The sequence below is a fragment of the Rhodococcus sp. IEGM 1381 genome (assembly GCF_030056795.1).
In the GTDB taxonomy this organism is placed as follows: Bacteria; Actinomycetota; Actinomycetes; order Mycobacteriales; family Mycobacteriaceae; genus Rhodococcoides.
Window position 1 is genome coordinate 860,470 of sequence record NZ_JASHKQ010000001.1, and the last position, 17,738, is coordinate 878,207.

The following is a 17,738-nucleotide window of genomic DNA, read 5'->3' on the forward strand; positions in this document are numbered from 1 at the left end:
CTGCCCGGAATGGTGGTGCCCGTCGAACTCGACGAGGCTGCGCGCGCCGCCGTCGATGCGGCGAAGGCCAGCAACGATGGCACGCTGCTCGTCGCGCCCCGTCTGGAAGACCGTTACGCCGCGTACGGAGTCCTCGCGACGATCGTGCAAATGGGACGCCTGGCCGACGGGCGACCGGCCGCTGTCATCAAGGCCACGCGCCGCGCGCATATCGGCCACGGAGTCAGCGGTCCCGGTGCAGCCCTGTGGGTCGAGGCCGAGACCGTCGCAGACGTAACCGCGAGTGATGACCTCAAAGCCCGTGCGGCCGAATACAAACAGCTTGTCGTGGCGATGCTGCAACGCCGAGACGCCTGGCAGGTGATCGACTCGGTCAACAAGCTCACGGATCCGAGCGCCATCGCCGACACGGCCGGCTACGCGTCCTACCTCACCGATGTGCAGAAGCGCGACCTTCTCGAAACCCCCGACGTGGCAACGCGTCTGGATTCGCTGATCGAGTGGACCAAGGCGCATCTCGCCGAGGTCGAGGTGAACGACAAGATCTCCGGCGACGTGCGCGAGGGGATGGAGAAGACCCAGAAGGAATTTCTGCTCCGGCAGCAGTTGGCCGCCATTCGCAAGGAACTCGGCGAGGACGAGCCCGACGGTGCCGACGACTATCGTGGCCGCGTCGAGGCTGCCGACCTGCCCGAGAAGGTGCGCGAGCAGGCCCTGCGTGAGGTCGGCAAGTTGGAGCGCGCCAGCGATCAGAGTCCGGAATCGGGCTGGATCCGAACCTGGCTCGACACCGTGCTCGACCTACCGTGGAACAACACCACGACCGACAACACCGATATCGATTCTGCTCGTGCAGTTCTCGACGCGGATCATCACGGACTCGACGATGTGAAGGATCGGATCGTGGAGTACTTGGCCGTCCGTGCGCGACGCTCCGAACGGGGCCTGCAGTCCGTCGGTGGGCGCGGATCCGGCGCAGTCATGGTGCTCGCGGGCCCGCCCGGGGTGGGCAAGACCTCACTCGGCGAGTCCGTCGCACGTGCCCTCGGCCGTACCTTCGTGCGCGTCGCTCTCGGAGGCGTTCGAGACGAGGCCGAGATCCGTGGGCACCGTCGCACCTACGTCGGCGCACTGCCGGGCCGAATCGTGCGGGCCATCGGTGAGGCGGGATCGATGAATCCCGTTGTGCTGCTGGACGAGATCGACAAGGTCGGTTCGGACTACCGTGGAGATCCCAGTGCCGCTCTGCTCGAGGTGCTGGACCCGGCGCAGAACCACACGTTCCGTGATCACTACCTCGATCTGGATCTCGACCTGTCCGACGTGGTGTTCCTCGCCACGGCCAATGTGATCGACCAGATTCCCGGCCCGTTGCTCGATCGCATGGAACTGGTGACCATCGACGGATACACCGAGGACGACAAGGTCGTCATCGCCCGGAACTACCTGCTTCCCCGTCAGATGGACAGGGCTGCAGTCACGTCCGCGGAGGTGACGGTGACCGACGCCGCACTACGCAAGATCGCTGCCGACTACACCCGCGAGCCCGGGGTGCGGCAACTCGAGCGGCTGTTGGCAAAGGGCCTACGTAAGGTGGCGACGAAACTCGCGGGTACCGCCGACGTTCTGCAGATCGACGAGCCGGATCTGGTGACCTACCTCGGTCGTCCTCGCTTCACCCCTGAGGCGCACGAGCGAACCGAAGTACCCGGTGTGGCAACGGGTCTGGCGGTCACCGGACTCGGCGGCGATGTGCTGTTCATCGAGGCGGCCTCGACCGACGGCGATCCCGGTTTGAAGCTCACCGGTCAGCTCGGCGACGTGATGAAGGAATCCGCGCAGATCGCGTTGTCCTATGTGCGTTCGCACGCAGCACAATTCGGCGTCACGCCCGAGTCGCTCGATCGCAGCATCCACGTGCACGTTCCGGCGGGCGCGGTGCCGAAGGACGGCCCGTCGGCAGGCGTGACCATGGTGACGGCACTGGTGTCGATGGCCACTGGCCGGCCGGTGCGATCGGACGTCGGCATGACCGGGGAGGTCACGTTGAACGGTCGGGTGCTGCCGATCGGCGGGGTGAAACAGAAGTTGCTCGCTGCGCAACGAGCGGGGCTGAAGACGGTGTTCATTCCGGCTCGCAACGAACCAGATCTGGACGACGTGCCCGCAGAAGTGCTGGAAGCGTTGGACGTCCGTCCGATGACCGATGTCGCCGACATTCTGGCGCTCGCGCTGGAACCGGTGGCAGCAGCCGCGGCGGCTTGATCTCCGCAAGGGGAGCCGCGCTTGACCTCGAGCTAGGTCGAGGTTCTACCGTGATGACATGAGATCGACGACATGAGGGTGATGACATGAGGGTGCTGACATGAGCATGGAGATGACCGCCTGGAACCAGATGTATCGGTCGATGAACAGGCCCGATACGCAGTCGTCGTTCTCGAAGGAGACGGCCCGCAGGATTCTGACGTTCGCGGCGCCGCATCGCCGCGCTCTCGGCGGGTTCCTGGTGCTCAGCGTGGCCTCCGCCGTTCTCGCGGTGGCCACGCCGGTACTCGCCGGCCGAGTGGTGAACGCCATCGTCGACGGACGAGAGCTGCGCGTGGTGGCGATGTTGGCGATCGCCATCGCGGCGATCGCTCTGGTGGACGCCGTGGTCGGTCTGATCAATCGGTGGCTCTCGGCGAACATCGGCGAGAGCTTGATCCTGGATCTGCGGACCGCGGTGTTCGACCATGTCCAGCGGATGCCGATCGCCTTCTTCACGCGAACGCGCACCGGTGCGCTCGTGAGTCGGCTCAACAACGACGTGATCGGAGCGCAGCGCGCATTCAGCACCACGCTGTCCGGGGTCGTCAGCAACCTGGTGACGTTGGCGTTGACATTGGTGGTCATGATCGGGATTTCCTGGCAGATCACGCTTCTCGCACTGATTCTGCTGCCGGTGTTCGTGCTTCCCGCGCGACGGATGGGTCGACGCCTCGCGCGGCTGCAGCGTGAAGCAGCAGCACACAATTCGGCGATGAGCACGCAGATGACCGAGCGTTTCTCGGCTCCTGGGGCGACGCTGGTCAAGCTGTTCGGTCATCCCGAGCAGGAATCGGTCGAGTTCGCGGTACGCGCCCGGCGCGTACGCGACATCGGCGTCCGCAGTGCCATGGTGCAAACGGTGTTCGTGACGGCACTGACGCTGGTCTCGGCGCTGGCTCTGGCCGTGGTGTACGGCTTGGGCGGCTTCTATGCGCTCCGGGGGTCACTCGATCCGGGTTCGGTTGTGGCACTGTCGCTTCTGCTTGCTCGGCTCTACTCGCCACTGACCGCGCTGGCGAGCGCGCGCGTGGAGGTCATGAGCGCACTGGTGAGCTTCGAGCGGGTTTTCGAGGTACTCGATCTCGTTCCGCTCATCACCGACAAGCCCGATGCGAAGACTCTGCCGGCGGGACCGGTGGCCGTCGAACTCGACGATGTTCGGTTCGCGTACCCCTCGGCAGACAAGGTCTCGCTCGCCTCGCTGGAAGAGGTGGCGACCTTGGATTCGCGCGGCGGAGAACAGGTTCTGCACGGTGTGTCGTTCCGCGCCGAGCCGGGCCAGATGGTGGCGTTGGTCGGGTCCTCCGGTGCCGGCAAGTCCACGATTGCGCAGATGATTGCTCGCCTGTACGACGTCGACGGCGGCGCTGTCCGCCTCGGCGGTGTCGACGTGCGAGATCTGACGGCCGAATCCGTCCGCGGCACAGTCGGAATGGTGACCCAGGACGGTCACCTGTTCCACGAGAGCATCCGGTCCAACCTGTTGTTGCCGAGGCCCGGCGCCACCGACGACGAAGTGTGGGATGCCCTGTCGAGGGCGAGGCTCGCGGATCTCGTACGGTCCCTGCCCGACGGCCTGGACACGGTCGTCGGCGAACGTGGATACCGGCTCTCCGGTGGTGAGCGTCAGCGCCTGACGATCGCGCGGTTGCTGATCGCGCAGCCACGGGTCGTCATTCTCGACGAGGCCACGGCGTCACTGGATTCCACGTCCGAGGCCGCGGTGCAGGCGGCGTTGGCCGAGGCGTTGGAAGGCAAGACCTCGGTGGTGATCGCGCACCGACTGTCGACCATCAGGGCAGCCGACGTGATCCTGGTGATCGAGGATGGGCGAATCGCCGAGCGCGGCACGCACGACGAGCTCCTCGCTGCGGGAGGCCGCTACGAGGAGCTGCATCGGACGCAGTTCGCTCAGTCGGGCAGGTCGGACCAGGCACTTCAGGGTGCCGGCACCACGGTGGACGGGTCGTCGTCGGTTGCCGCGGCGAGCATCGGGGTGAATCCGTCGATTGCGTAGTCCAGCGACAGCGGGCTCGAATAGCCAAGAGCCGAGGGCAGATCCGTGCTGAACGAGCCGATGTAGACCGTTCGATCCTGCTTCACGACGTCGAGGGCCGCGATCAGTGGGTTCGCCTGGAGTTGCTCGCGGCTCTGGCCGGCGATGACGAGTACGTCGGTGTCGAGACGCCCGAGGTTCTCGGGACTGATCGTCTCGGATGCGTCGGGAATCTCGAAGCCGAGGTCGGTGAAGAAGAGCGCGCGGATGTCGTCCTTGCCGAGCAGCAGGTAGCTGCCGTCGTCCATGACGAACGCGAGAGACAGTGACTTGCCGGTGAACTGGGGGTTCTCGGCCTCGGTGGTGGCGAACTTCTGCTCGAGCGTGGCCGTCTGGTCCTGTGCTTCCTGACTCTTGCCGAGAGCTTTGCCGACGACCGCGAACTCCTGTTGCCAGGTTGCCGCGGGTACGTTGTCGTAGCCGCCGATGTCGGCGATCGTGGGAGCCATCCCCGAAAGCTTGTCGTATTGACCCTGGTCGATGAACGAGTACGGCCCGAGAATCAGATCGGGTGCCTGCGCGGCGATCTGTTCGAGGTTGAGATCGGTGCTGCCGACCTCGGGAATCTCGGTGCCGCCCAGTGCCTCCTGGGCCCAAGGGCGTTGCCGGTAGTCGTAGCTCAGGTTGCCGCGCGTTGCAACGGGCTTGACCCCGAGAGCAAGCGTGAAGTCCTGCTCGTTGAACCCGATCGTCACCACGCGGGTGGGCTCGGCGTCGACGACCGTCTCGCCGAACTTGTGCTCGATGGTGACGGGGAAGCCCGCCTCGCTTCCGGAATCACCGGACGGGGCGGTTGTGTTGTCGGATGAACAGCCGACCGCCAGTGCCAGAACTGAGGCACCGGCGGCGACGAGCTGTACAGACTTTTTCATGTGATCTCCTCGCGCAGGAACTGAGCGAGGTTAGCCTAACCGACCTATCAAAGCGTCAATCACGTGCCATGGATCGGTGGTGCGATCAGCAGTTGGTCGTGGCCGGCACACCCGCGAATCGCTGGTCGATCCATTCGAGGGCCTGTGGCAGGCCCAGCACCGCAGCGGTCAGATGATCGTTACTGGGCACCTTCACCTCGGTCACCAGCACCCCGGCGCGGCAGTATCGGGCGATTGTGTTGTCGATGGCGCTGACCGGGATCAACGCATCGGTGGGGCTGTGCCACTCGAAATACGGTGCCTTCGGAACTCCGGGATACAACTCGACGCTGTTCTCGTTGACGGCGGCGATCATCTCCGGGCTGTTGATCAGGTCCAGCGTGCCGGCGACCTCCATGGCACTCTTGCCTGCGCCCGCGGCGATGATGTCGTTGGTGCACCCGTTCTGGATCTTGCTCTCGATCTCCTTACCCACAGGGTTGAGCTGAGAGCTGATCGGGATGCGGGTGGGGTATTCGCGTTCGATACCGAGCGCGGCCGCGAACGCGAGTCCGAACATGGGGTGCGGGGCAAATCCGAGATCGCGGGCCATGCGCTCGAGGTTCATCGGAGCGCCACCGTTCGCGCTGCCGACGATGTTCAGCTCGGGCGCGTAGTCGTTCTGCAACGCTGCGGCCCACGCCGTCGCCATGCCGCCACCGGAGTACCCGGCCAAGGCGACCGGGCTCTGCTGAACCTGGATGGGGTCGAAGCGCTGCGTAGCTCGAATGCTGTCGAGCACGATCTGTCCGCCGAGCTTGGCGGCGCCGTAGGCGCTTCTCGGTCCGAGATGATCGGCGATGGCCACAGTCCAGCCGCGCTGCAGTACAGCGTTGAGTGCCGGTGCCTCGCGAATCGCCAAATTGGGGTCATTGGACCAGAGTGCTTGTGAAGGTGCACATTCGAGACCGAGTGCATTGATGATGTGTTGGTAAGAAAGCAATGGGCCGTTGGGTGCTTTGTTGTGCGGAACCATCACAGTATTGATTGCCGCAATGGGATCACCCGCCGAATCGGTCGAGCGGAACTCGAGCTGCCACACGTCGATATCGAAGAATCCGGGCGGCGGTGGCATGGGTCGGCTGGAGATCACATCGCCCGGCTGTAGGGCGTCCAGATCGGCGGGCGGTGCACCGAACCCGTCTGCGATGGGGGTCGGCATCAGCGGCTCCGCTGCCGCCTGACCTGCGCCGACGAGCGACGAACACAGTACTGCTACTGCCGTCAATCCGGCAGCGCCTGCCAGCTTGAGAACCCGCATGTGGTAAACCCCTCCGTGCCTGAATCGAAACGACGTGCGCTCCGATGATCCGGCAAGCCCCCCGTGGGACCGGCCCGCAAATCGATATAGCTGTTACAGCATGAATTGTTACGCTCCCCCCGGAAACGATAGGACGAACGGTACGCACTCGAGGATTTTATGGCAACAGAAGAACGGTGTTTGTGCCGGTTTCCCTCGAAGGTGTCGAACATCGTGACGGGCGTGACGGTCTCGCTATTCGGGAGCGACGTCCTCCGGTGATTTGTCGGAGCGCAGACCGCGCCAACTCGGATGCCGTAGATGACCCGATTCGGTCGATTCGTAGAACCGAACCTCGCCGACGAGACTCGGTTCCACCCACACCGCTCCGTTCCGATCGGCGGTCGGCAACACCGAGGAGAAGGGACTGTCCGACGTCTCGAGAGGCGTGAGAAGGGCGGCGAGCGTATCGAGTGCACGGTCGTCGAACCCGGTCCCGACGCGACCCACGTAACGAAGGCGGTCGCCGTCGGGGATTCCCATCAACAACGAGCCGAATCCGCCCGCACGACGACCCTGGCCCCGACGCCATCCACCGATCACGACGTCCTGCGTTCGCCAGTTCTTGTGTTTGATCCACGTGTGGGCGCGCTTGCCGGGTTGGTAGACGGAGTCGGTTCGCTTGGCGACGACGCCTTCCCACCCACGTTCTCGGCTTTCGGCGACGGCATCGGCGGCGGAGCCGGTCAGTCGCGGAGGCACCAGCACCGAGTCGAGTCCGGTGGTGAGCAGCTCGAGCAGCCGTCGACGATCGGAGTACTTCTTGCGCAGTAGTGAGGTGCCGTCGAGGTAGAGCAGATCGAAGGCGATGAATCGGATCTGGCCGGAGTTGGCGTTCTGCAGCATCTCGAAGCTGCTGGTGCCGTTGTCGTCGAACACGACGACTTCTCCGTCGACAACGGCGTCGTGGTCGGATAGGTCGTCCGCCAGAGATTGGAGTGCACCGAACTTCTCGGTGTAGTCGTTACCGCTGCGGGTGCGGAGCGTCATGGACCCGTGCGTGAGTTCTGCGACGATGCGGAATCCGTCCCACTTGCCCTCGAACGACCACTCGTCGTCGCCGAGACCCAGAATGTCGCCGGCGGTGGCGAGCATCGGCGAGATGTTCTTGGGTGGGGGATTGTCGCTGGTTGCATTCTCGCTCGTCTTATTTTCGGTGGCTGCGCTCGATGCGTCCTTCATCAGATGCATCAGCCACTGGTTGCCCTTGGTGCGAATCAGGGCGAACCTGCCGCGGGCCTTCGACCCGTTCAGGACGACGATGACTTCGTCGTCGCGCCATTTCTCCAGCTCGTAGGTTCCGCTGTCCCAGATCGACACGTCGCCACCGCCGTACTCGCCCTTGGGTATCCGACCCGAGAACGTCGCGTACTCGAGTGGATGGTCCTCGGTGTGTACGGCCAGCCGGTTCTGCTTAGGATCGTCCGGGATGTTCTTGGGGACGGCCCACGAGACCAGGACGCCGTCGTGCTCGAGTCGGAAGTCGTAGTGCAGGCGCCGGGCATGATGCTCTTGGATGACGAAGGTGTCGTTGTTGCCCTGCGGCTCGGCGGTCGCGGGCACTGGCTCGGGAGTTCGGTCGGCGCTCCGCATGCTGCGGTACTTGTCGAGTTTGTCTGTGGCGGTGATGCTTTCGGCTCGCTGCTCGCCCGTGGTCACGGCGGGATCCAAGTCGGCCAGTAGATCGCCGGCATCGGTGAGACGCTCGAGGACTTCTTCGAACCGAAGCTGTTGCAGACCAGGCGCTTCCAGTTCGTCCCAGGTGCGAGGTGCCGCGACGGTGGGGAGTGTTCGCCCGCGAAGCGAGTACGGTGCGACCGTCGTCTTCTTGCCGTTGTTCTGACTCCAGTCGACGAACACTCTCCCGGTGCGCTTCGCTTTTGCCATGGTGGCGGTCACCCGATCCGGCGAACGCTCTTCGAGCAGCGTGGCAACACGTTTGGCGACGGTGGACGCGCCCGACGTCGACAATGGCTTCTCGAGTGGGACGTACAGGTGAATTCCCTTGCTGCCGCTGGTGACCGGATATGCCGTCATACCGATATCGCCGATCAGATCTTTTATCTCGCAGGCTACTTCGGCGCACCGGGCGAGGTCGACGTCATCACCGGGATCGAGATCGAAAACCATGCGGGTGGCGGGGCCGGGCTGGGTGCCGTCGAATCGCCACTGCGGCACATGCGCTTCGATGGCTGCCTGTTGGCCGAGCCACGCCAGATCGGCTGCGGTGGAGAACAGCGGGTAGGTGACCACGCGGTCCGAATGTTGCATCGACCGGCGATCGAGCCAGTCGGGTGCGGATGCGGCGAGGTTCTTCTCGAAGAACGACGACTGGTCGACGCCGTTCGGCCACCGTTTGCGGGTCACGGCGCGGTCGACGAGATGAGGCAGCATCGCATGCGCGACGGCAACGTAGTACTCGATGATGTTGCCCTTGGTGGTGCCGGTGTCGGGGAACAGCACTTTGTCGAGGTTGGTGACGGAGACCTTCCGTCCTTCGATCTCGAGCGTGGCCATCGTCTCAGGTTAGTGGCCGTCGTCAGAACCTGCGGGCGAGTTGTGACAGGCTCTTTTCTCATGGCGACGATCAGTGTCTCGGTACAGATGCCCGAGAATCCGCAGGGCGCGTGGGACAAGGCTTCCGCGCTCGACCGGTTCGACGAGTGGATGACCATCCACGGTGGGTGGTGCAGCCCACCACCCAAGAAGGTCGGCAAGGGCACCGAAGTGGAGTCGCTGGTGAAGGTGAAGGGCTTCAAGAACACGATCAACTGGACCTTCACGCAATACGACGAGCCCAAGCTGATCGAGATGTCCGGCCGAGGCAAAGGCGGGGTGAGAATCTCGCTCACTGTCCATGTGCGTGAGGCCGAGGGCGGATCGGAGCTGACGCTCGACGCGAAATTCGGCGGGGGTGTGCTCTTCGGTCCCGTGGGATCGGTGGTGGCGCGCGCTCTCGACACCGATGTCAAGAAATCCGTTGCGAACCTTGCGGCCATGAAGTGACATATCCTTGCTGAAGTAGCTGCAGAACAACCTCTTCCAGCCCCGCACCGTGTTCTCGGTGCGGGGCTGGTCTCGGTTTGCGCGGGTGGCAGGTGGCCGGGTTATGCGATGTGTGGGCCGGCTCGGGCGTGGGATTGTCGGGGTTCTCGGTAGGGGTCGACGGTGGCAGGTGGGATGAACCAGGGGTGGTTGTCGGTGCCGATGAACACTTCCCAGTCACTGTGGTGAATGAGTTTGTGGTGGAATCCGCACAGTAGAACGAGGTTGTTCATGTCGGTCGGTCCGCCGTCGGTCCAATGCCAGATGTGGTGGCCTTCGGTCCAGGCTGCGGGTTTGCCGCAGCCGGGGAACGCGCAGCCGTGGTCGCGCGCGGTGAGGGCGCGTTTCTGTTTCGCGGTGACGGTGCGGGCGGTGCGGGCAAGGTTGATCGGGGATCCGTTCTCGTCCATGACGATGGCGGTGAGGATGCAATCACACGCCAACTGCCGGGACGTGTTGCGGGAGAGTGGTCCCATCCAGGGCAGCCACCCGACTGTGGTGCCGTCGCCGAACAGATCCCGATACGCGCCGCGATCGGCGGTGGCTGCATGGGTCTCGTTTCCGGATTCGTTTGCGGTGCTGCCATTCTCGTTGTTGTCCACGCCTGCGCCTGCTGCAGTGTTGCGGAGGTTGGTGAGGTCCTGCAATCGGATGTGCAGGTTGAGGTGCGGTTTTTCTCCGCCTTCGGTGGGGCGGTCTTTCGTAGCGAGGTAGTGGTCGATGATCTGCCCGAACGCCTCGGCTCTGCGTAGGGCGGGGCTGCGGTCGTCTCCGGTTCTGGGTGTCTCGGTGCCGTCGGCGGCGGGTCGGGGTTCGGTCAACGGTGAGAGGGCGGTGAGGAGTTTTTCTCCGGTGATGGCATCGAAGTCACCTTTCAACGCCAACCGCCCATTCAGGGTTTTCGAGGCGAAGAGTTCGTTGCGGTCGGTGTCTTCGGGTGGTGGTTTCTTGCCACCGTAGGTGTCTTCGAGTTTGGTGATCGCTTCGCGGATGCGGCCGGTGCGCGCTTGTGGTCCGGTCGCAGCGGTGATCATGGCGGCGCGGGCGATGTCTTGGCCTTCTCGGGGGAGGTTTTTCGGTGGGGTTTCGGCGAAGGTGAGGATCAGGGCGGCGTGGTCGACGGTCATGACGCCGGTGTTGACGGCGTCGGCGATGTCGGGGAAGTTCTTCAGTCCGCGCCCGAGTGCGACGATCTTGGTGGCTTTGCCGGGGCTGAGCAGGGTGGTGGAGGTGAGCCAGCCTGCGGGGCCGGGGAAGCCGAGCTTCTCTCGGGCCACGCGGGTGTCGATTTCGGCGACGAGGGCGATACGTCGGGCTTCCATCAACTGGATTTGGTGGGAGACATCAGCAGCGTCGGCGAGGAGTTCTGCCTCGCTCAGTTGCCAGATCTCTGCGGTCATGGAGACAAGTGTATCGAACATGTATTCGACTGGCAATGATAGTCGAATCGAAAACTATTGCCCTGCATAAGGATTCGTGAAGTGGAACCTGTCGGTGTCCTGTAGTAAGGCCCCATCCGCGCACTCCAAGCCCGCCGCCGGGATCCCAGCGTTTCACGGTTGGAAGTCGTCTGGACCGGCCCATGTATCCACGTCGGTCGAGACTTGCCGTATGTCTGGCAACAGACTCTTACTGCTGTCGAGTCTTTCGCAACCACCACAGTCCCGCGATGGGGAGTACCACGGGGATGAAGACGTATCCGGATCCAAAGTGCGACCACACCGTCGGCTCCGGGAAATCCTGGGGCTGGATGTAGCTGAGAGTGCCGATACCGATGACTCCGACGAGTTCGATGATGCAGGACACCGTCACCACTCGTCGGGATGCTTCCGTTGCTCGTGCGAGTCCCACCGTCGCGATGATGTAGACCACCGCAGCGAACGCCGACAGCAGGAACGCCACCGGGGCGTTGTCGAATCGGGTGGTGAGCTGCACTATCGAGCGCGATGTCGCGGCAACGGCGAACACCGCGTAGACGGCGATGAGAAAGCGCCCGAAGCCGGTGCGCGTCGCTTGCTGGAGGTTGTCAGGCATATCCGGCCCAAATCTGGCTCAGGCGCAGCACCATGGCTGCGAGGGTGAGGACGGCGACGAGCAGGACCGCTGTGCCGCCGCGGGAACGGTCACCCAGGGACCACCACGTTCCCAATGGAAGCAGGAACAGCAGTCCGACGAGATACGAGCCGAACGTCAATCGGTGTATCTCGCGATCCGAGGTGAACATCATGACGAACCCGATCACGGCCTGAAGCGCTACGACGGCCTCGGTGGCTGCGATCGTCCAGAACAGTGCTCGGTCGGCCTTGTTCTTCAACAGAACGGGTCGGTTCGTGGCGAGCTTCACGAGCACCCAGATGCCCACTACCAGGGACAACGCGTACAACAAGCCGGTGACGGCGCCGATCATCGTGTTCCTCGTCCTGCTCGCAATGTATGGGTGGACCGGCCTTCACAGTAGCCGCGTAACGCCACGTCAACACTGTGAGGCCCTCGAAACACGGCGTTGTTCCGAGTGTGACCAACCGGAAATGGATGGGGCTTGTACTTGTCCCATGGCCGAAGAGGATCTGCTCTCTCGCCGGACATGACCTCTCTTCCTCAGGTGGCCACCGGTGTCCACCGCATCTCGAGTAGTTGCCCACTGCATTCAGCCCGCTCTGCGAACCTCAGGAGATACCAGTGTCAGACCTCGACCAGTCCATCGCCGAGAACATCAAGAAGTCCCTCGAAGAGATCCCGCACCCTTCACTTCCCAAGGGCAGCAACATCTACGGCTCCACCAAGATCTTCCCCGACTACAAGGCCGAGAACGGCGAAAGCTACTTCACGCTGGTACACGGTATCGCCCACGAGTCCTCGGTATCGTTCGTCGCGGTACTCCAGGCGACGCGCGCCCTGCGTAAGGGCTTCGAGTCGGCCATGTACTTCTACGGCCCCGGTGCCATCAATTGCCTTGCCACTCGCGGATTTCCGACCACCGGTGACTCCGGCTTCCCGGGCGAGCAGAACATCAACGACTCCCTTGCGACGTTCATCGCCGAGGGTGGCACGGTGTTCTGCTGCCGCTTCGGGCTGGCTCTGCACGGCGGTCGTGAAGAGGACCTCATCGAAGGTGTCATCCCGGCCCATCCCCTCGACGTGCAGGACGCGCTGATCCACTACGCGCGCAAGGGTGCCATCATCAACTCGACCTACATGGTCTAGGAGCGAACCATGTCGGTCAGTACGCGTGTAGATCTGGCGTTGCTCGGAATCCGAGGATCCACGCCGGTCTCGAGAACGGCAGGCGCCGGGCCGAGCGACGACGGGCATGTCACCATCGATGGCCTCGGCGCAGCCATCCCACGCAATCCGCTCAGCCCGTACGTTCTCGAAGAAGGACGAGTGTTGTTCGACGGCAACGACATCGGTCTCGACGTCCAAGCCGTCGACCGTCCGAAGTTCTACGACCTCGCCACCGCAGACGGGATTGCCTACGAAAAGATCGCCAAGCTCCACGGCTCCAGCGTTCTCGCTACGACCGTGGTGCAGACGTGCATCCGTTACGACGCCGACCAGCGGTGCCGATTCTGCTCCATCGAGGCCTCGCTCGAGGCCGGCGACACCATCGCCGTCAAGACCCCGGCGCAACTGGCCGAGGTGGCAGAGGCGGCGGTACGGCTCGACGGCGTCACCCAAATGGTCATGACGACAGGAACTTCGGCCGCGAAGGATCGCGGTGCCCGTCATCTGGCCCGCTGTGTGCGCGCCATCAAGGCCGTGGTTCCTGATCTGCCGATTCAGGTGCAGTGCGAACCCCCGGGTGACCTGCAGACGATTCAGGATTTGTACGACGCGGGAGCCGAATCCATCGGCATCCACGTCGAATCTCTCGATGACGAGGTTCGACGCCGGTGGATGCCGGGCAAGGCGTCGGTATCGATGGACGAGTACCGCGCAGCCTGGAGAGAGGCAGTCCGGATCTTCGGGCGCAACCAGGTCTCGACCTACATTCTGGTCGGCCTCGGTGAGGATCCGGACGAATTGGTTTCCGGTGCTGCGGAACTCATCGAGATGGGCGTGTACCCCTTCGTCGTTCCGTTCCGTCCACTTGCCGGCACGTTGGCAGTCGATATCGATCGCGCGACGGCCCCGGGCCGAGACGTACTCGACAGCGTCACCCGACGCGTCGCCAAGGAGCTCCAGGCAGCAGCGATGCTCGGCTCCGATCAGAAGGCAGGCTGCGCGGCATGCGGTGCGTGCAGCGTCCTGCAGAATGCGGGAGGCTGAGATGTACAGGGTGGACGCGCAGGATCTTGCCGGATTGTCGGGCGCTGCAACCACTGTCGTGGAGCCCGAGTTCATGGTCCAACCGTGCGACAGCCCGGCGCAACTGAGCTCGTACCGCGCGCTACGCAGGGCAACGTTCGTTGCCGAACAGGGTCTGTTTTCCGGGACCGATCAGGACGATGTCGATGACGACCATCGCACTGTCGTTCTGGTCGCCACCGACCGGGACGGCACCGTGCTCGGTGGAGTTCGCCTTGCGCCCTGCACCGCAACAGATCTGGGATGGTGGGCCGGCAGTCGCCTGGTGGTGTCTGCTTCGGCGCGCACCTCCGGTGTCGGGCCCGCACTGGTTCGCGCAGCCTGTGCGCATGCCGAGAGCCGAGGCGTACTTCGGTTCGATGCAACGGTGCAGAAGCGCAACGAGAAGCTGTTCACCGGTCTCGGGTGGATCAGACGCGGTGACGTGGAGGTCGCCAACACGCCACATGTGGCGATGTACTGGCCCATCGACCGAATCGAACGGCTGGTGTCGTCGACCAAAGCGATGCTCGCCGGAGTACTCGCACCTTTGACGGCACAGCCGCTCGGGCTCGGGGCCAAAGGCTTTCGAGGCGACGACGGGGTACCGGTACCGGGAAGCGACATGATCGCGGCCTGCGACGCGATCATTCCTTCGATGGTCGATCGTGACCCGGAGTGGGCCGGGTGGTGCGCGGCCCTGGTGAACTTGAACGACCTGTCGGCGATGGGAGCCCGAGCCGTCGGGATGCTCGATTCCGTCGGCGCACCCACGCAGTCCCGACTGACTCGTATCATTCGCGGACTCGCCAATGCCTCTGCGGCATGGCAGGTCCCGGTACTCGGTGGCCATACCCAGGCCGGCGTGCCGTCCTCGCTGTCGGTCACTGCTCTGGGGCGCACAGTGAATCCGGTGCGGGCCGGCGGCGGCAACGTCGGCGACCGGCTGACGCTCACCGCCGATATCGAAGGTGAATGGCGACGCGGATACTCTGGTCAGCAATGGGATTCGTCCTCACGGCGCAACACCGAGGAACTGACAGCAATGGCGTCGTTCGTTGCCCGAACCGCACCCAAGGCAGCCAAGGACGTCTCGATGGCCGGCCTGGCAGGTACTACCGGGATGCTGGCCGAGGCAAGCGGAACCGGTGCCGTATTGGACATCTCCTCGATCCCGAAGCCCGACGCCGCGTCGATGGGCGAGTGGATCACGTGTTTTCCTGGGTTCGCGATGATCACCGCGGACCGTCCCGGTGCACCTGTTGCACCGTCCGGACCTGCACTGTCCGCAGTCTGCGGAGAGCTCACCGATATTCCGGGCGTCGCGCTGCGATGGCCCGACGGAATCACCACGCGCGCGGTCACGTCCACCGTGACCGGATTGGGAGAAGCATGAACAACGTCACCATCTCCGTCGCCGCAGCCGAGTTCGGGCGCGACATGGAACAGGGCTACGCCACCATCGCCGCGTTGCTCGAGGAAGCGCGCAATCGAGGCAGTCAACTGCTCGTCCTACCCGAGGCGTGCCTGGGCGGATATCTGCCCAGCCTCGGCGGCGGCGACGAAAGCGAGGAATCGCGACAGCGCCGGTTGAAGGCACTGCCGCCCGCCCTCGAGCTGGACGGGCCCGAAATCAAGCGTGTCATCGACATGGCGGGCGATACCGTCGTCACCTTCGGTTTCTGTGAGAAGGACGGCGACGCCCGCTTCAACGCCGCAGTGACGGTCGACGGCAGCGGAATCCTCGGCTCGTACCGCAAGGTGCACCAGCCGCTCGGTGAAAACCTTTGCTACGACGCGGGAGACAGCTACTCCGCCTTCGATACTCCGGTCGGCCGAATGGGCATGCAGATCTGCTACGACAAGGGATTTCCCGAAGCGGCTCGCGAGCTTGCCCTCGACGGTGCCGAGATCGTTGCCTCCATCTCCGCATGGCCGACGGCACGTACCGCGACGGTAGAGAACATGGAAGAGGACCGCTGGAAGCAGCGCTTCGACATCTACGATCGCGCTCGTGCTCTCGAGAACCAGATCATCTGGGTCGCGGCGAACCAAGCGGGCACCTTCGGATCCCTTCGATTCGTCTGCAGCGCCAAAATCGTCGGTCCCGGCGGAGAGATTCTGGCCGGCACCGGCGTCGAACCGGGACTGGCGACGGCCACCGTCGACGTCGATGCGCTCATCGGGGCAGCACGTGGCGGCGGTATGTACAACCTGCGTGATCGCCGGCCGTCGGTCTATCGGACCATCACCAAGGAGCCGGTCCATGCCTGAGATGTCGTTTGTCGTTCGCTGGCCCGACGGGCGCGAACAGTCCTGTTATTCACCGTCGCTGGTGATGCACGACTACCTGACGCCCGGCGCGGAGTACACGGTCGAGGAGTTCGTCGAGCGCACGTCCGAGGCGCTGACGGTGGCGAGTGATCGAGTTCTCGCCAAGTTCGGTATGCGGTGCACCTCGGCCGCGCAGCAGATGGAAGAGATTCACGGCGTCAGCGCCTCGTACCGGGCCGGTGCCGTTCGCGTACTGAGTATGTCTGGAGCTGAATTGCTATGACAGAGAACCACAATGCAATAGACCACCACAGGGTGATTGTCATCGGCGGTGGGCAAGCCGGCCTGTCCATCAGCTGGCATCTGACGCAGCGTGGCATCGAACATGTCGTGTTGGAGCGCGACACGATCGCGCACGAGTGGAAGGACTCCCGGTGGGACAACTTCACCCTCGTGACGCCTAATTGGCAGTGCGCACTTCCTGGATACTCCTACGACGGTGACGATCCCGACGGATTCATGCAGCGTGACGACGTGTACGCATTCGTGCGCCGCTACGCCGAGAGTTTCGATGCACCGGTGCGAGAGCATGTTTCGGTGGATCAGGCGTTGCAGTCATCGGCGGGTGGCTTCGATCTGCAGACTTCAGCCGGGCCGATGCACGCCGACCAGATCGTCGTTGCGGTCGGCGGCTACCACATCCCCACCATCCCGCGTTTTGCCGAGAAGCTTCCACGTGACATCGTCCAGATCCACTCCTCCGAATACCGCGGCTCGCATCAGTTCCCGGACGGCGACGTGCTGGTGGTCGGCACCGGCCAGTCCGGCGCGCAGATCGCCGAGGATCTGCACCTCGACGGCCGCCGCGTTCACCTGGTCACCGGCACCGCTCCCCGTGTCGCGCGTTTCTATCGTGGCCGCGACTGTGTCGCCTGGTTGCACGACATGGGCGTCTACGATGTCTCCATCGAAGATCAACCCGGCGGCGTCGGCAAACGCGAGAACACGAACCACTACGTCACCGGACGTGACGGTGGTCGAGACATCGACCTGCGTGCATTCGCCACCGAGGGCATGCAGCTGTACGGCCGTCTGCTCGGAGCCGAGGACGGCGTGCTTCGGTTCGCGCCCACTCTCGAGGCGTCCCTCGATGCTGCGGACCGTGTTGCCGAGAGCATCAAGGACAACATCGACGCGTACATCGAGCGTGAGGGAATCAGCGCGCCCACCGAGGAGCGCTACGTACCGGTGTGGCGTCCCGAGGCCGAGACCACCGAACTGGATCTCGCTACCTCCGACGTCAAGGCCGTCGTGTGGTCGGTGGGCTTCCGTACCGACTATCGGTGGCTGAAGGTCGGAGCCTTCGACGGTGAGGGGCACCCGACGCACAACCGAGGCGTCACCGCGGTCTCCGGCCTGTACTTCCTGGGCCTGCCGTGGCAGCACACCTGGGGTTCGGGACGTTTCGCCTCGGTGGCCAGAGATGCCGCGTTCCTGGCCGATCAGATCGGCCTGGAAATCAGTGCCGCGCAACCGCAGAGCCAGATGGTCTGATTTC

At 64.0% G+C, this 17,738-nt stretch carries 15 protein-coding genes; 9 read left to right on the forward strand and 6 right to left on the reverse strand.

Features of this window, described 5'->3' with window-relative positions; translation table 11 throughout:
- The first annotated feature begins 9 nt into the window (after positions 1 to 9).
- Together lon and QM797_RS04240 are read left to right on the forward strand one after the other, a co-directional pair.
- A complete protein-coding gene (lon, locus tag QM797_RS04235; protein ID WP_283275265.1) occupies positions 10 to 2,265 on the forward strand; it encodes an endopeptidase La in 2,256 nt (751 codons plus the stop codon).
- Positions 2,266 to 2,365: 100 nt separating this feature from the next.
- Positions 2,366 to 4,324 carry an ABC transporter ATP-binding protein gene (locus QM797_RS04240; protein ID WP_283273885.1) on the forward strand — a complete coding sequence of 653 codons (1,959 nt, stop codon included), beginning with the start codon at positions 2,366 to 2,368 and terminating at the stop codon, positions 4,322 to 4,324.
- Here QM797_RS04240 and QM797_RS04245 read toward each other — a convergent pair.
- The 3 genes from QM797_RS04245 to QM797_RS04255 form a co-directional block, all read right to left on the reverse strand.
- On the reverse strand, positions 4,246 to 5,235 hold the full coding sequence (locus QM797_RS04245; RefSeq protein ID WP_283273886.1) for an ABC transporter substrate-binding protein: 990 nt from the start codon (positions 5,233 to 5,235) through the stop codon (positions 4,246 to 4,248). The genes QM797_RS04240 and QM797_RS04245 overlap by 79 nt on opposite strands.
- An 85-nt stretch (positions 5,236 to 5,320) precedes the next feature.
- Positions 5,321 to 6,535, reverse strand: coding sequence for a lipase family protein (locus QM797_RS04250; RefSeq protein WP_283273889.1), 1,215 nt, complete (start codon positions 6,533 to 6,535; stop codon positions 5,321 to 5,323).
- A gap of 234 nt (positions 6,536 to 6,769) precedes the next feature.
- Entirely contained in the window at positions 6,770 to 9,091 is a 2,322-nt protein-coding gene (locus QM797_RS04255) for an ATP-dependent DNA ligase (protein WP_283273890.1), read from the reverse strand.
- Between the two features lie 60 nt (positions 9,092 to 9,151).
- On the opposite strand from QM797_RS04255, the gene QM797_RS04260 reads away from it, so the two are divergent.
- A complete protein-coding gene (locus QM797_RS04260) occupies positions 9,152 to 9,580 on the forward strand; it encodes a type II toxin-antitoxin system Rv0910 family toxin (RefSeq protein WP_283273891.1) in 429 nt (142 codons plus the stop codon).
- Positions 9,581 to 9,681: 101 nt separating this feature from the next.
- Here QM797_RS04260 and QM797_RS04265 read toward each other — a convergent pair whose 3' ends face one another.
- The 3 genes from QM797_RS04265 to QM797_RS04275 form a co-directional block, all read right to left on the reverse strand.
- The gene (locus QM797_RS04265; RefSeq protein ID WP_283273892.1) at positions 9,682 to 11,019 is read right to left on the reverse strand and encodes an HNH endonuclease signature motif containing protein; all 1,338 of its coding nucleotides are present in this window, start codon (positions 11,017 to 11,019) and stop codon (positions 9,682 to 9,684) included.
- Between the two features lie 229 nt (positions 11,020 to 11,248).
- A complete protein-coding gene (locus QM797_RS04270) occupies positions 11,249 to 11,653 on the reverse strand; it encodes a hypothetical protein (RefSeq protein ID WP_283273893.1) in 405 nt (134 codons plus the stop codon).
- Positions 11,646 to 12,026 (reverse strand): hypothetical protein, encoded by a 381-nt coding sequence (locus QM797_RS04275; protein ID WP_032378550.1) that lies wholly within the window; start codon positions 12,024 to 12,026, stop codon positions 11,646 to 11,648. The genes QM797_RS04270 and QM797_RS04275 overlap by 8 nt, the downstream gene beginning before the upstream one ends.
- Before the next feature lie 272 nt (positions 12,027 to 12,298).
- Between QM797_RS04275 and QM797_RS04280 the strand changes: the two genes are divergently transcribed.
- From QM797_RS04280 to QM797_RS04305, 6 genes are read left to right on the forward strand one after another with little or no spacing between them, the layout of a single operon-like run.
- Positions 12,299 to 12,823, forward strand: a complete 525-nt coding sequence (locus QM797_RS04280) for an MSMEG_0572/Sll0783 family nitrogen starvation response protein (protein WP_027495238.1) — start codon at positions 12,299 to 12,301, stop codon at positions 12,821 to 12,823.
- A gap of 9 nt (positions 12,824 to 12,832) precedes the next feature.
- Positions 12,833 to 13,888, forward strand: a complete 1,056-nt coding sequence (locus tag QM797_RS04285; RefSeq protein ID WP_283273894.1) for an MSMEG_0568 family radical SAM protein — start codon at positions 12,833 to 12,835, stop codon at positions 13,886 to 13,888.
- A gap of 1 nt (position 13,889) precedes the next feature.
- A complete protein-coding gene (locus QM797_RS04290) occupies positions 13,890 to 15,302 on the forward strand; it encodes an MSMEG_0567/sll0787 family protein (RefSeq protein WP_502942258.1) in 1,413 nt (470 codons plus the stop codon).
- Complete coding sequence (locus QM797_RS04295; protein WP_283273895.1) at positions 15,299 to 16,180, forward strand: carbon-nitrogen hydrolase family protein; 882 nt, start codon at positions 15,299 to 15,301, stop codon at positions 16,178 to 16,180. Before QM797_RS04290 ends, QM797_RS04295 begins: the two co-directional genes overlap by 4 nt.
- Positions 16,173 to 16,463, forward strand: a complete 291-nt coding sequence (locus tag QM797_RS04300) for an MSMEG_0570 family nitrogen starvation response protein (protein ID WP_283273896.1) — start codon at positions 16,173 to 16,175, stop codon at positions 16,461 to 16,463. The genes QM797_RS04295 and QM797_RS04300 overlap by 8 nt, the downstream gene beginning before the upstream one ends.
- A complete protein-coding gene (locus tag QM797_RS04305; protein ID WP_283273897.1) occupies positions 16,460 to 17,734 on the forward strand; it encodes an MSMEG_0569 family flavin-dependent oxidoreductase in 1,275 nt (424 codons plus the stop codon). Before QM797_RS04300 ends, QM797_RS04305 begins: the two co-directional genes overlap by 4 nt.
- Positions 17,735 to 17,738: the final 4 nt, after the last annotated feature.